Below are 14085 nucleotides of genomic sequence, written 5' to 3' on the forward strand. Positions count from 1 at the left end.
ATGCGCTGGATCAATCGAAGACCGGGCCCGGTTCTGGCCACGGTGCTGGCCGCCTTGCCGTTTCTCGCGGTGCTGGGCATCTACATGATCGGATCGGAAATGCGGCTTGCGGTGAACCCGTCGGACAAGCTCTTGCCCGCACCCACCACGATCCTGTCGACGGCTGAACGCCTTTTGACCGAACCGGACCGGCGGTCGGGAGAGATCCTGTTCTGGCTGGACACCTGGGCAAGCCTCAGGCGGCTGTTAATCGGGGTGTTGATCGCGTCCTCGCTGGCGCTGGTCATGGGGATTCTGATCGGGATGCTGCCCTACATGCGGGCGCCTTTCGCGCCTTTCGTGGCCGTGTTCTCGATGGTGCCGCCGCTGGCGGTGCTGCCGATCCTCTTCATCATGCTGGGGCTGGGCGAGGTCTCCAAGGTGGCGCTGATCGTCATCGGCATCGCGCCTTTCCTGATCCGCGACATGAGCCAGCGGGTGATCGACCTGCCACGCGAACAGTTCATCAAGGCGCAGACGCTGGGGGCCTCCTCGATGGCGATCGGGCTGAACGTGATCCTGCCTCAGGTCCTGCCGCGCCTGATCGGGGCGGTGCGGCTGTCGCTGGGACCGGCCTGGCTGTTCCTGATCGCCGCCGAGGCCATCGCCGCCGACCAGGGGCTGGGCTACCGCATCTTCCTTGTCCGGCGCTACCTCGCGATGGACGTGATCCTGACCTACGTCGTCTGGATCACGCTCCTCGCCTACCTGCTGGATTTCGCGCTGCGCCAGATCTCGAAACGGGCCTTCCCCTGGGATGGAGAGTCGCTATGAGCTATGTCGAAGTCAAAGGCGTGGCCAAGGCCTATGGCAAGCGCACCATCATCGAGAACATCAACGTCTCGGTCGCCAAGGGTCAGTTCATTTCCATCGTTGGCGCCTCTGGCTGTGGCAAGTCCACCTTCCTGCGGCTGCTGCTGGCGCAGGAACTGCCCACGCATGGCGAGATCCACATCGACGGCGCGCCGATGGCGCAGGAGCCGGGGCGCGACCACGGCATCGTCTTTCAGCGCTATTCGGTCTTTCCGCACATGACGGTGATCGACAACCTGGTGGCCGCCATTGCCTTCGACACGAATTTCTGGGGGCGGCTGTCGCGTGCGCGGCGCACCGAGGAACGCACCAAGGCGCGCAAGACGCTGGACCGGATCGGGCTTGGCCATGTGGCCGGTCAGTACCCGGCGGACCTGTCGGGCGGCATGTTGCAACGGTTGGCCATTGCCCAGGCGCTGGCCAGCGACCCCAAGATCCTGCTGCTGGACGAACCCTTTGGTGCGCTGGACCCGGGGACAAAGATCGTCATGCACGATTTCCTGCAGGAGCTGCGGGATGAGACCGGCATGACCGTCTTCATGATCACCCATGACCTCGAAGAGGCGTTCAAGCTGGGGGATCGCGTCTGGGCCTTCGACAAGCCGGTCTGGGACGAGGAGGACCCGGAAAAGAACGCCGCAACCATCACATATGACTTCGATGCCCGCGACGATGGCATCCCCTTCCAGACCCTGCGGGAGCGCACCAATGTGTTGCAGGCACGCTAGGGCCGGGGCAGGGCAGGTATTCCCCACTGGGCCGGAGGTGCAAAGGCGCCTATGACGGCCGCAAGGAGTATTCGCCATGTAGTGGACAGCCACATACGAACCAACGCGATGCCGCCCGCCGGGGTGGTCATCGGTTCGATGTGGGCAGCGGCGCGGGGGCATCCCCCTTGTGCCCGGACAGGACATGGACAAATGGAAATTCTGAAATACCCGCGGACGCGGCATCTTGAAGGCTCGCGCCTTCAGGTGGGCGATCTGGCGGATGACAAACCTCTCAAGGAACTGGCGGGCGAAAGCCTTGTCGTCGAAGAGAAACTCGATGGCGCGAATTGCGCCGTCTCCTTCGACGCCTCGGGCAACCTGCTGCTGCAAAGCCGTGGTCACTACCTGACCGGCGGCGGGCGGGAACGGCACTTCGGCCTCTTCAAGACATGGGCCAGCGTGCTGGCGCCGCGCCTGCACGCGCGGCTGGATTGCCGTTTCGTCATGTATGGCGAATGGATGTTGGCCAAGCACACGCAGTTCTACGACGCGCTGCCGCATTACTTCATGGAGTTCGACGTCTTCGACCGCGAGGCCGGGGTCTTCCTCTCCACCGAGGAACGGCGGAACCTGCTGAGCGGCCTGCCGATCATGCCGGTGCCGGTCTTGCATGTGGGCGAACTGCGCAGCGTCAAGCAGGTCGAGGGCTTCATCAAGCCGTCCCTCTACCGCACGCCCGGTTGGGAAGAGGCGCTGGAACGCGCCGCTCTGGCCTCGGGCTCGCGGCTGGAGATGGTCGGGAAGCAGACCGAGAAGAGCGATCTGGCCGAAGGGCTTTATGTGAAGCTGGAGCGCGAGGGCGTGGTGGCCGAGCGGTACAAATACGTGCGTGCGGGCTTCAAGCAGGCGATCGAGGCATCCGAAGGCCATTGGCACGACCGGCCGATCCTAGAAAACGGGCTGGCCGAGGGGGTCGACATCTTTGCCGCGTGCCTTGGCCTGCCGGGCGCCTATGACGGGGAGGGGCTGTGATGGCACATCTCTCTTTCCCCGATCTCCTGGCGCTGGTGCCGCAGGCGCCCGATTGGCGGCTGGACTGGGGGGGTATTCAGGCCCTCTGGCCCGAGTTGCAGGCGCTGGACGACTGCCCGCAGGACCCGATCCATCATGGCGAGGGTGATGTGGGCATCCATACCTGCATGGTGCTGGAGGCGCTGATCGCCGATCCGGACTGGCGCGCCTTGCCAGGGGCAGATCGGGAGTTACTGTTCTGGGCGGCGGTGCTGCACGACGTGGGCAAACCCGGCACGACGGTCACTGAGGATGGGCGCATCAAGGCCCCCGGCCATTCGCGCCGGGGATCCCTGATGGCGCGCCGCCTGCTGCGCGAGGTCGAGATGCCCTTTGCCTGGCGCGAGGCGCTCTGCGGGATCATCAGCTATCACCAGGTGCCCTTCTGGCTGATCGAACGGGACGACCCGGCGCGCGAGGCGATCAAGCTGTCCTGGCGCTGCCGGCCCGACCTTCTGTGCCTGCACGCCCGCGCCGATGCGCGCGGGCGCATCGCGCAGGACGTGCCGGGGATCGTTATGAACACCGATCTCGCGCGCGAGGCTTTCCTTGAACAGTGCTGTCTGACCGCGCCCTTCGGCTTTGCCAATGACGAAAGCCGGGTGGCGTTCTTCGAACGTGACGACCGCGATCCGCATTACGCGGCCTTCGAAGACCCCAGATGCACCGTCACGCTGATGTCGGGGCTGCCGGGATCGGGCAAGGACACCTGGATCGCGGCGCACATGCCGGATCACCCGGTCGTCAGCCTGGACGCGCTGCGCGACGAGATGGGCGTCAGCCCGACGGCGAACCAGGGCGCGGTGATAGATGCGGCGCGGGAACGGGCCAAGGTGCACCTGCGGGCGGGCCGGGATTTTGTCTGGAACGCGACCAACGTCAGCCGCCAGGTGCGGGCCAAGCCCCTGTCCCTGGCGCGGGCCTACGGTGCGCGGGTCGAGATCGTCTACCTGGAGGTGCCGCCCAAACGGCTGGGCCAGCAGAACCGTGACCGAGAGGCCGTGGTGCCACAGACCGTGCTGGACACCCTGGTCCGCAAGCTGGAGCCGCCCGAGGCCTGGGAGGCCCACAAGATTCACTATGTCCTGCCGGAGGCCGCCACGGCGGCCCCGGCCTGATACCCGATGAAAAAGGAGATCGAGCATGATGTTCCCACCCCGTGACCGCAGCCGGTCGCACCATCCCAGCGACATGCGCGGGGATGAGCGCCGCGCGCATCACCCGGACCTGACCAGGCTGCAGGGCTGGAAGTCGATGAAGGCCGAGGCCGACCTGCCCGAGAACCGCTGGGACGAGGAACGCCGTTGGGCGCTGCGCATGGGCCTGACCGGGGCGGACAGCATCGAGGACAAGTCGATCCCGACCTTCGCGCGGGGCGAACTGCCGCATTACGCGGGGATCAACACCTTTCTCAAGGCGCCTTACGCCGAGGACGTGACCGAGGTTCAGCACTATGACGCGACGGTCTTGGGCATCCCGTTCGATGGTGGCACGACCTATCGCCCCGGCACGCGGTTCGGGCCGCAGGGTGTGCGCAAGATCAGCGCGCTTTACACGCCCTACAACTACGAGCTGGGCGTGGACCTGCGCGAGCAGATGACGCTCTGCGATGCGGGCGACGTGTTCACCATCCCTGCGAACCTGGAAAAATCGTTCGACCAGATCTCGCGCGCCGTCAGCCATGTCTTCTCGTCCGGCAGCTTCCCGGTGATGATCGGCGGCGATCACTCCATCGGCTTCCCCTGTGTGCGCGGCATCGCGGAATGCACCTCGAAGAAGATCGGCATCGTGCATTTCGACCGTCACGCCGACATCCAGGAAAAGGACCTGGACGAGCGAATGCACACCACGCCGTGGTTCCATTCGACCCTTCTGCCCAACGTGCCCGCCAAGAACCTGGTACAGGTGGGGATTGGAGGCTGGCAGGTGCCGCGCGAGGCAGTCAAGGTCGCGCGCGAGCGCGAGACCAACATCATCACCATGTCCGACATGGAGCGGATGGGCGTCGAAAAGACCGCCGAGATGGCGCTGGAGATGGCATGGGACGGGGTCGACATGGTCTACATGTCCTTCGACATCGACTCGATCGACTGCGGGTTCGTTCCCGGAACCGGCTGGCCTGAACCGGGCGGCTTCCTGCCGCGCGAGGCGTTGGCTCTGGCCTCCAAGGTCGCGGCCGAGGGGCTTTGCGGGATGGAGCTGGTCGAGGTTTCGCCGCCCTATGACACCTCGGACATCACGGCGCTGATGGGGACGCGGGTGATCGTGGACGTGCTGGGGTCGATGGTGGCGGCGGGCAAGATGGGCGCGCACAAGAAGCACATCGACAAGCCGGTGACGATCCCGCACGGCGAATACGAGGGCAACCGCTGGAGCAACAAGCCCTGAGCCGGGCTGGAGGAACGCATGCCGCATGACATCGTGAACGGCCATATCGGCCACCATCATCATCACCACCCTCACGACCACAACCACCCGCATGACCACGACCACCTGCACAGCCACCTGCCGCCCGAGGATGAGGCGGCAGAGTTGCAGGTGCTGGCGACGCAGTTCATCGACGGTTTCGTGCAAGCGGCGGACAAGACAGCCTATCTGCGGCTGGCGGGCGTGCCCTTCGAGCGACCCGGCGCGGGCGGCGGCACCGCGCTGAAACTGGTGGACGTGGAGCTGAAGACCGAGTGGCAGGTCGGCACGGCCTCGCCATCCTTCGGATCGCGCGAGCTGAGCTACCTGCCTTTCCCGGGCGAGATGGTGCGCGAGCGGACGAACATGGCGCTGGTCTATGTTTCGATGACCGAAAAGTCTCTTTGGGACATCCGCCAGTTCCTGCGAGAACGCCTGGCCGGGCAAGGGGACTGACCCGGCCAGGATGCCGGCCCGGTTGCCCCCGGGGGGACCGGGCCGGTGTCATGTCACCTTTCCATCAGGCAAGGGCCTGCATCGTCGTGTTCATAGGAGCAGCGTGTCCAGCCCAAGGTCCTCGACGGTGGTGTCTTGCAGAACCACGGTGACGCCGGCGTCCTGGAACACCAGGTCGTCGCCTTGCTGGCGGAACTCGGCCAGCGCGTCCGCCGTGTCGGCATAGCCGAAGCCGCGCAGGTCAAGCGTGTCCCAGCTTTCGAAATCGGTGATCACATGGGTGCCATCCGAGGCGGGCGCAAAGACGAAGGTATCGGACAAGTCGCCCCCGGACAGGGTGGAATCCCCGGCACCCGGGTCCAGCACGTCATCCGGACCCAGCGCGCGGGTCCAGCGCGCCAGCTCCGCTTCCATCATCTGCTTGAATTCGGGACTTTCGGCAAAATGCGAGACCACGAATTCGCGGCTTTGCCCGTCCTCCAGGTAGCCCATCCAAACCGCCTTGCCGGCCGCATCCGAGGCGCGGTTCAGGACGTTCTGGTAAAGCATTTCGACAAAGGCCTCGTCGGTGAGGTTGCCGTAGGTGGCCTGGAACTCGGGGCTGTGCACGAAACCCGCGATGACGTTGAAATAGTTGGCGCCATTGGCCAATTGCTCGGTCCAGTAGCCATAGCCGTTGGCATCCGGCGCACGCGCCAGCGTGGCCTGGTACAGGCGAAAGGCCATGCCGGCATAGGTCGTCGAGGCGCCGGTCATCTGGTCGCCATACAGTACGTCGTCCCCGGCCTGTCCCAGCAGCGTATCGGCGCCGGACTGGCCAAGAAGCGTATCGGCGCCGCCGCCGCCTTCGAGCAGGTCGTGGCCGCGCGCGCCATCCAGGTAGTTGGCAGCGCCATTTCCCGTGATGTGGTTGTTCCATGCATTGCCGATGCCGTCGATGGTGTCGGAACCGGTCAGGACCAGGTCCTCGACCTCGGGCGCATCGGCCCACATGCGGAAGGTGACGGAAGTATTGATCCGGTCGTGGCCCTCGCCGGGAAGTTCGATCACCACGTCGTCGGGACTGTCGATGTAGTAGACGTCGTTGCCTGTGCCGCCGACCAGGGTGTCGTTGCCCTTGGTGTCCTGCAGCGTGTCGTCGCCCGCCATGCCGTAGATCACGTCATTGCCCCAGGCGCCGTTCAGTGCGTTGTCGCCGGAATTGCCGGTCAGCACGTTGTCCAGCCCGTTGCCCGTGCCGCTCAGGTCGGCGGTGCCCGTCAGCGTCAGGTTTTCCAGGGTGAGGCCAAAGGTGCGCAGCTCGAAGTCGACCGAGGACCGCACGAGGTCGATGCCGGCGTCCTCTTCCTCGATGATGATGTCGCCCGGATGATCGACCACGAAGACGTCGTTTCCGGCGGTGCCCACCAGCGTGTCGGCGCCCCCGGTGCCCGTGACCTGCATGTCCAGCAGCGCGGCCACCAGGCTGTCGGCCAGCACGACACTGGCGGGGTCGGAATAGTGCAGCCCGTCGGAAAAGATCTGCGCCGGGGCGATCCCTGCGGCGGCCATGACAGGGTCGGGCCGTACCGTGACGATCCCGGGATTGTCGGCGCCAAGGCGGATCAGCTCTGCCTGGATGGCGTCCCAGTGCAGGCGCTCGGACGCGGCGGGGGCATGGTCCGAGAGACCGGAGATCACGATGGGCGCGTTCTCGACCCCGGTGGGACGGTTGATCGCCGAGGCGACACCGGCGCGGAATTCGCCCATCAGGTCGTGAAAGTCCGGGGCGTAATCGGCGGGCGTGCCCGAGCGGTCGGTATCGCCTTCGCCCTGGACCCAGATCACCCCGGCGACATAGCCGTCCGGCGTGGCCAGCAGGGCGGCGATGGTTTCATCGACGATCACCGCGCGCATTTCGCCCGGGGTTTCCCAGTCGGTCTTGCCGTCCCGGGCGCTGGTCAGCGGTGCGCCCGAGGAATGTGCCCGAACCAGGACATAGTTCCCGGCCCCATAAGTTTCGTTCAGCGCGTCGATGATCTCGCCCGCGATGCGGCCTGCATTGCTTTGCCCAGCCAATACGACAATCGGTGTTCCCACGTGTCACCTCCAGTCGCCCCCACGCGGGAAACTGGCAATCGGCGATTAACGCAGCCTTTGAACCTTGGCTGTAAGTCTCAGGGATTTGAGGTGGTTTCGACGGGTGTCCGCAGGCGCTGACGCAGCCCTGCCCAAAGCACGGCGCCAAGCGTCGCGTTGCCGTGCAGGATATCGTCGCTTTCCTGCCGTCCGCCTTCGGCCAGGCGGGGACCCGCACGCATCAGATCGGCCCGTGTCAGGCAGTCGTGGCTGCGTGTGTCCGTGGATTGCAGAAGACAGCTTGCGCCGTCTATCTTTCTGAAAACGCTATTGTATGCGGCGTGCAGATCCTCGGCGAGGGCGGCGCCGTCGCCGTTCCGGACGACGCGGCGAAAGACCGGGTATTTGCCTTCCATCTGCAACAGGGCGTCCGAGGGGAAAGGTTGTGGCACGAGCAGCACCGGACAGGGCGCGGATCGTGCCAGCGTGGCGCCCAGAGAGCTTTTCGTCAGGGCCACCAGGGCCGCGCGATAGGCCGAGCGGGTCATCAGCGGGCGCGGCGTGCCGGGACCGTCGGTCAACGCCCGGGCCAACGCCCGTGCGCCCGATGGCCAGCCGGACACCGCGTGGCCCTGCTGCAACCGCACGGCGGCAAAGGCCGATGGCACCAAACCCGCGATCACGATGGCGTCGAAGTCGCGCAGATCCAGCCTGTCGGACGTGCCCATCCCGTCCAGACGTTTGCACAGGTCCTCCGAGACCGCCCGCAGGATCCCATCCTCGACCGCGATGTCAGAAGCTGCGAGGCCGGGCTTGGCAAAGATGGTCAGCGCGTCGCCCGCCGGATCGGCGCGATGGGCCGCGATCAGCATGGCCGCATGGGAATCCCCGATCAGGCAAAGCCTCATGCCCGGGCCTCCGGTGCGGCAAAAGCCTCCAGCAGGGCCTCTTCGCAGATATCGTCCTGGCGATCCTGCCGGGATGTGGCAGAGGGCAAGGCAAGATCGGGACGCGGGACGCCGCCCAGTTCCGGGTGGGCGCCGAAGAACACCGACATGACCGTGGCGACGCCTTCGGATGTGACGGTGCGCAGGTTGTCGTTGTAGAAACGCGCGCCAAACGGCGTGCCGGTGATGATCTCGTAAGAGGGGACATAGTCGATCCCCGCGTCCAGCGCGGCAAGGTCGCCGGCGACGGCGCGCAGGACCGATTTCGAATAGGTGGTTGCCGCAAGCACATGCGCACCGCTGGCGGTGGCGGTCAGCGGAACCGGAGAGACCGTGAGCAGGACCTTGATCCGGGGGTTCCAGCGCCGCAGCCGGGCGATAGCCTCCGTCAGGTCCTCGTGAACCTCGGCAAAGCCCTGGTTGACAAAAACATGACGCTCCGGATCGAAACGCCCGCCCAGGACACCCGGAACACTGGGGTAGACCAGGCCGCTGTCGCGATCGGCCCAGCATTCGGTCAGACCCAGGGTAAAGACAAACACGTCGGTGGTGTCGAACATCGCCCGCACGCGGCGCAGGTGATCCCGGCGGAAGGCGCAAAGCTCTTCCTCGCTGGTGAACCCGTCGGGTTCCACGTTGGGTCGCAACCCGTCGACCCAGACATCGCCCCGGCGCCAGAGCGCCTCTTCGTGCAGCTGCGCGTCCTCGGCGTCCTCGAGCAGCTGGCGAAGCTGCCGGGCCGTGTAGATATTGCCGTAGCGCGCCGAGAACAGGCCATAGCCATATCGGCGGGCGACCTCGGGCGGCATCAGGGCCGGGGCCGGTTCTGCCTCCACCAGCTCCAGCGCCGAGGCGCGGACATAGGTGGCGATGTTCTGCGCGAAACAACTGCCCGCCGTGGCGATGCGCATCCCGGGCCGCAGCGCGACCTTGGGCGTGTAGAGCGCGTCCAGGTGAAAATCTCCCGCAGCACGGCAGGGTTTCCAGAAGGCCTGAGGGGGCAGGGCGGAATAGGGCATGATCGCAGCTTAGGCTCAGTACCGTGCCAAACTAAGGCATTTTCGCAGAAATGCTGTGGCGCAGCGCCGCTGGCAGTACCCTGAGAGGCAAATACGCGATTTGTTTCGAATGATTCGGATTTCCATCACTATTGCCTGATGACCTCTCTGCCCAATCCCGCGCCGGTTGCAGGATTGATGCCGCTGCCGCGACAGTCCAGTGTGAATTGTGGCAGGAAGAGGGCGGCCGCCCGGCTGGAAAAGGTATTTCATTAACTGTTTTTTAATTGATGACAATCGCCGGTCGCGAATCGGGATGAGACGCCAAATATGGTGCCCGAAGTTCGTTTCTGTACCTTTTGTGGGCGCTACTTGTTTCGATTTCTGAATAAGTTGCCGGATCAATCCGTGTCGAATTCACGGCAAATCCGCTGCAAACTGTCCATTTCACGGCAGGACTGTGCCGGGATGCGCCATTTTCTCCTTCTCGGAACAGAGTGGGCAAAGTAATAATTTTGCAAGCCCAACTGGGGGGTGAAGTCTGCTGGCCACGGGGGCGGCCGCTGAACCGCTCGCATCCGAGATGCGAAGTGAAGCGAGGATGGAGAACCATCCGTGCCGTCAAGGCATCCTTGTCCGCGTCACGACGTGGGCCGGGGGCGCGATCACTTCGCACAAGCACTGGCATGGCGAGCACGCGAATTTAAGGGCAGTGCCACAGGCATTGCCGGTGCAATGGCGCGGGGCGCGGTCCTCCGTCTGTTTTGGAAGAGGGTCGAGAGAATGGCTGATTTGGTATTGGAATGGGGTGCCCTTGGTCCCTTTGGCACCAACCTCCCGGACGCGGACGGAGGCGTTTCCGCCACGGTGGACGCGGGCGGGGTGGCCGTCGACATCTCGTTCGACGCTATCCAGGCCGGCGCATCGGCCTTTACCTTCGACGCCCCCGGCTACGTCGCCCCGGACGAGAGCTTCTCGAACCAGTCGTTCCTCAAGCTCTTTGGTGAAGGCGAAGCCGCTGGGACCGATACCTCGACCACGGTGCTGGACTTCCGCGCCACCAACACCGACCTCTACACCGATGCGGCGCAGAATGTTTCGTTCCGCATCAACGACATCGACATGGGCGCGGGTGGCGATCTCTACGAAAGCGGGTCGGGCTTCGAGGACATTCTCAGCGTCACTGCCTTTGCACCCGACGGCACCGAAGTGCCGGTGACCCTGACGTTGGGTTCGGCCGTGTCCAATACTGGCGGTCTGCTGAGTGGCCTTGCGGAAACCGGCTTTGAGGATCCCACGTCTTCGGTTTTGGTCGAGATCGACGGCCCGGTGGCCAGCATCCAGATCGAATATGCCAACGGGGCGGTCAGCCAGCAGGGCGTGACCGTTTCGGACATCGAGTTCTCGACCGTGGACGTGGTCGACGAGAACCAGGACCCTGACGCGGTCGACGACAGTGCCACCACGGTAGGCGGCACGCCGGTTGACGTGACACCCCTGGCCAATGACACCGATCCGGACGGCGACACGCTGACCGTCACCGGCATCACCCCGGCGTCCAACGGGTCCGCCGTTCTGAACGGCGACGGCACCGTGACCTACACACCGGATACGGATTTCGTCGGCGACGACACGATTTCCTACACCATTTCCGACGGTAACGGCGGCAGCGACACCGCAACCATCACCTTTACCGTGGGTGATCCCAACCAGCCGCCGGTGGCCGTGGACGATAGCGCCACCACCACCGAGGGTGACGCTGTGGTGATCAACGTGCTGGCCAACGACAGCGATCCGGACGGCGATCCGCTGACCGTCGTGTTCAACACCGATCCGGCCAATGGCACCGTGGTCGACAACGGCGACGGCACCTTCACCTACACCCCCGATGACGGTTTCACCGGCACCGACACCTTTGAATACGACGTGTCCGATTCCTCGGGCGGGTCGGACACCGGTGTGGTATCGATCACAGTGGCGGACGATGGTGTGCCGCGTATCGACACCGACGTGTTCCCGGTTGCTCCCGGCGATCAGCCGCTGGACCCGCTGGATGGCCTGGACCAGGATCCCGATCCCTCTGACGACCTCGACAACATCGTGGGCGACGGTTCTGCCGAACTGATCCAGACTGGCGACGACGCCGACACGATCTCGGCGGGCGGTGGCGACGACACCGTGAATCCGGGCATCGACGACGACCTTGTCGATCTGGGAGGCGGCAACGACTCGCTCTTTGACGTGCAGGGTGCGGACACGATCTATGGCCGGGCCGGTGACGATACCATCATCGCGGGCACCGACACCTTCTCGGATTACGAGGGCGACGATCCCGCCTTCTTCCCGGGGACGCCGCTGAACGACCTCGGTTTCACCTCGGACCCGAACCAGGAAGACGGTCGCGACTATGTCGAAGGCAACCGGGGCAACGACTACATCGCCACTGGCGATGACCGCGACACGATCGACGGCGGCGGTGAGAACGACACGCTGGACGGCGGCATCGACGACGACCTGATCATGGGCGGCCAGGGCGACGACTCGCTGATCGGTGGCCACGGGTCGGATACGCTGGACGGCGGCCAGGGCAACGACACGCTGGACGGCTCGAATATCGCGGCGCTGGAACTGACCGACGACATCGACCCCAACACCGAGAACGACCGTGACCTGCTGCAGGGTTTCCTTGGCAACGACTCGTTGATCGGCGGGGACGACGACGACACGCTGATGGGCGGCTCCGGCATGGATACGCTGGACGGCGGCATCGACGACGACCTTCTGATGGGCGGCAACGACGATGACACCCTAATGGGCGGTCAGGGCAACGACACGCTGAACGGCGGGTCGGGCGATGACAGCATCATGGGGGGCAGTGATCGCGACGTGATCGTGGTCGACAGCGCGGCTGACGGCATCGGCGACACGGTCGATGGTGGTTCGGGCGGTTTCGTCGATCAGGTCAACCCCGAGGATCCGCCGAACCAGGACTACGACATCCTGGACATGTCGGGCGTCGGCGCGCAGGACGTCGACTGGCGGATCGTAAACACTGTGGTGGACAGCAACGGCAACGGCCTGGACGGGACGATCGAGTTCCTGAACGCCGCGGGCGACGTGACCGGCACGATGGACTTCTTCGAGATCGAGGAAATCGTGCCCTGCTTTACCCCGGGTACGCTGATCGCCACGCCGCAGGGCGAACGCCTGGTCGAGGAACTGATGGTCGGTGACCGGGTCATCACCCGCGACAACGGCATCCAGGAGATCAAGTGGGTCGGGCGCAAGGACCTGACCGGCTTTGACCTGGCACGCAAACCGCACTTCAAGCCGATCCTGATCCAGCAGGGGGCCTTGGGCAACAATCTGCCCGAGCATGACATGCTGGTCTCGCCGAACCACCGGGTGCTGGTGGCCAATGACAAGACCGCGCTTTACTTCGAAGAGCGTGAGGTCCTTGTCGCGGCCAAGCACCTGACCGGTCTGGACGGCGTGGACGAGGTCGAGGCGAACGGCGTGGCCTACATCCACGTGATGTTCGACAGCCACGAGGTCATCCTCTCGAACGGGGCCTGGACCGAAAGCTTCCAGCCCGGCGACTACAGCCTCAAGGGCATCGGCAACGCGCAGCGCCAGGAAATCCTGGAACTGTTCCCCGAACTGGAACATGCGGAAGGCCTCAAGGCCTATGCCTCGGCGCGCCGCTCGCTGAAAAAACACGAGGCGGCGCTGCTCACGCAGTAAGGGTGTTGCCGGAACGGAATATGCAGCCCGTTCCGGCGCACGACGACCCTCGCGCCCGGAACGGACAACATGGAAACGGGGCGGCCTTGGCCGTCCCGTTTCTGTTTTGTCATAGGTCGGAAGGCACGGGTGCGATGCGCAAGGAAAACGGGCGCTCTGAGATGAAGAACGCCCGATAGAGTTTTGATTTTACGGGCGGCCTAGCCTGTGAGGCAGGCATCCCCCTGGGAGGCGCGCCAAGCGCGCCAAGCCTCTGGCGTGTCCAGATCAGTCAGAGCACGACGGTCTAGCAGTGGTATCTGCCGGAGCCTGTGTGCATTCGCCTTCAGGACGTCTCGTGCGCCTTGGTCGCCTGTAAGAGTCTGCAGGGCCATGAAGCAATCCTGCGGGAAAAGCACCGGATGGCCCGGCGTGCCATCGGCAGCCGTGGCCTGTTGCAGCATCGGGAAGGGGACGGATTGAAAGCTGGAGATAAGCTTTTGAATATCCTCGGTTTCGATCTCCGGCATGTCGGCAGGCAGGATGATCATCGCCTTGATGCCGCGTGGGATCAGACCCACGCCCCGGCGGATCGAGGCGGACATGCCAAGATCGGAATCCGGAACCTCGATCACCTGCACGGGCAGCCCCTGCAGGGCCGCGGCGCGTGGGTGGTCGGGATCGGGAAGGGTCACGGCCACATGTGCGCCCGTGTCGATCGCGCGCAGCGCCTGACGGCGCAGCAGCGGAAGACCATCTACTGTTTCGGTCAACTTGTCGCGGCCACGCATCCGTGAAGATGCGCCCGCGGCGGGGATGAGAATCGAAATATTCAGCATGGGGCAGACACTAACACAGGTTGAG

11 protein-coding genes are annotated in these 14085 nt (G+C 64.7%); 7 read left to right on the forward strand and 4 right to left on the reverse strand.

Annotation, left to right across the window (positions count from 1 at the left end; genetic code table 11):
• From BLQ71_RS01455 to BLQ71_RS01480, 6 genes are all read left to right on the forward strand, one after another.
• Entirely contained in the window at positions 1 to 813 is an 813-nt protein-coding gene (locus BLQ71_RS01455) for an ABC transporter permease (RefSeq protein ID WP_074620460.1), read from the forward strand.
• The gene (locus BLQ71_RS01460; protein ID WP_043139369.1) at positions 810 to 1580 is read left to right on the forward strand and encodes an ATP-binding cassette domain-containing protein; all 771 of its coding nucleotides are present in this window, start codon (positions 810 to 812) and stop codon (positions 1578 to 1580) included. The genes BLQ71_RS01455 and BLQ71_RS01460 overlap by 4 nt, the downstream gene beginning before the upstream one ends.
• Before the next feature lie 192 nt (positions 1581 to 1772).
• Positions 1773 to 2594: an RNA ligase family protein gene (locus BLQ71_RS01465; protein WP_074620461.1), complete on the forward strand. Its 822-nt coding sequence runs from the start codon at positions 1773 to 1775 to the stop codon at positions 2592 to 2594.
• On the forward strand, positions 2594 to 3751 hold the full coding sequence (locus BLQ71_RS01470; RefSeq protein WP_074620462.1) for an AAA family ATPase: 1158 nt from the start codon (positions 2594 to 2596) through the stop codon (positions 3749 to 3751). The genes BLQ71_RS01465 and BLQ71_RS01470 overlap by 1 nt, the downstream gene beginning before the upstream one ends.
• A gap of 25 nt (positions 3752 to 3776) precedes the next feature.
• A complete protein-coding gene (locus BLQ71_RS01475) occupies positions 3777 to 5021 on the forward strand; it encodes an agmatinase family protein (RefSeq protein ID WP_074620463.1) in 1245 nt (414 codons plus the stop codon).
• An 18-nt stretch (positions 5022 to 5039) separates the two neighbouring features.
• Entirely contained in the window at positions 5040 to 5495 is a 456-nt protein-coding gene (locus BLQ71_RS01480) for a hypothetical protein (protein WP_043139362.1), read from the forward strand.
• 90 nt (positions 5496 to 5585) lie between these two features.
• Here the strand turns inward: BLQ71_RS01480 and BLQ71_RS01485 are convergent, their stop codons facing one another.
• The 3 genes from BLQ71_RS01485 to BLQ71_RS01495 all read right to left on the reverse strand — a co-directional run bounded on the left by BLQ71_RS01485 (position 5586) and on the right by BLQ71_RS01495 (position 9519).
• A complete protein-coding gene (locus BLQ71_RS01485) occupies positions 5586 to 7574 on the reverse strand; it encodes a DUF4214 domain-containing protein (RefSeq protein ID WP_133066106.1) in 1989 nt (662 codons plus the stop codon).
• A 77-nt stretch (positions 7575 to 7651) separates the two neighbouring features.
• Positions 7652 to 8461 (reverse strand): hypothetical protein, encoded by an 810-nt coding sequence (locus tag BLQ71_RS01490; protein ID WP_074620465.1) that lies wholly within the window; start codon positions 8459 to 8461, stop codon positions 7652 to 7654.
• On the reverse strand, positions 8458 to 9519 hold the full coding sequence (locus BLQ71_RS01495) for a GSCFA domain-containing protein (RefSeq protein ID WP_074620466.1): 1062 nt from the start codon (positions 9517 to 9519) through the stop codon (positions 8458 to 8460). The genes BLQ71_RS01490 and BLQ71_RS01495 overlap by 4 nt, the downstream gene beginning before the upstream one ends.
• A gap of 762 nt (positions 9520 to 10281) precedes the next feature.
• Here BLQ71_RS01495 and BLQ71_RS25675 point away from each other — a divergent pair.
• The gene (locus BLQ71_RS25675) at positions 10282 to 13242 is read left to right on the forward strand and encodes a Hint domain-containing protein (protein ID WP_069211403.1); all 2961 of its coding nucleotides are present in this window, start codon (positions 10282 to 10284) and stop codon (positions 13240 to 13242) included.
• Between the two features lie 200 nt (positions 13243 to 13442).
• Here the strand turns inward: BLQ71_RS25675 and BLQ71_RS01510 are convergent, their stop codons facing one another.
• Positions 13443 to 14060, reverse strand: coding sequence for a nucleotidyltransferase family protein (locus BLQ71_RS01510; RefSeq protein WP_074620467.1), 618 nt, complete (start codon positions 14058 to 14060; stop codon positions 13443 to 13445).
• Positions 14061 to 14085 lie beyond the last annotated feature (25 nt).

The organism is Antarctobacter albus, assembly GCF_900101505.1.
Lineage (GTDB): Bacteria > Pseudomonadota > Alphaproteobacteria > Rhodobacterales > Rhodobacteraceae > Antarctobacter > Antarctobacter albus.

Bases quoted from the DNA above. Each gene is read 5' to 3' on its own strand.
- BLQ71_RS01455 (WP_074620460.1), top strand. From the start codon at position 1: ATGCGCTGGATCAATCGAAGACCGGGCCCGGTTCTGGCCACGGTGCTG.
- BLQ71_RS01460 (WP_043139369.1), top strand. From the start codon at position 810: ATGAGCTATGTCGAAGTCAAAGGCGTGGCCAAGGCCTATGGCAAGCGC.
- BLQ71_RS01465 (WP_074620461.1), top strand. From the start codon at position 1,773: ATGGAAATTCTGAAATACCCGCGGACGCGGCATCTTGAAGGCTCGCGC.
- BLQ71_RS01470 (WP_074620462.1), top strand. From the start codon at position 2,594: ATGGCACATCTCTCTTTCCCCGATCTCCTGGCGCTGGTGCCGCAGGCG.
- BLQ71_RS01475 (WP_074620463.1), top strand. From the start codon at position 3,777: ATGATGTTCCCACCCCGTGACCGCAGCCGGTCGCACCATCCCAGCGAC.
- BLQ71_RS01480 (WP_043139362.1), top strand. From the start codon at position 5,040: ATGCCGCATGACATCGTGAACGGCCATATCGGCCACCATCATCATCAC.
- BLQ71_RS01490 (WP_074620465.1), bottom strand. From the start codon at position 8,461: ATGAGGCTTTGCCTGATCGGGGATTCCCATGCGGCCATGCTGATCGCG.
- BLQ71_RS01495 (WP_074620466.1), bottom strand. From the start codon at position 9,519: ATGCCCTATTCCGCCCTGCCCCCTCAGGCCTTCTGGAAACCCTGCCGT.
- BLQ71_RS25675 (WP_069211403.1), top strand. From the start codon at position 10,282: ATGGCTGATTTGGTATTGGAATGGGGTGCCCTTGGTCCCTTTGGCACC.
- BLQ71_RS01510 (WP_074620467.1), bottom strand. From the start codon at position 14,060: ATGCTGAATATTTCGATTCTCATCCCCGCCGCGGGCGCATCTTCACGG.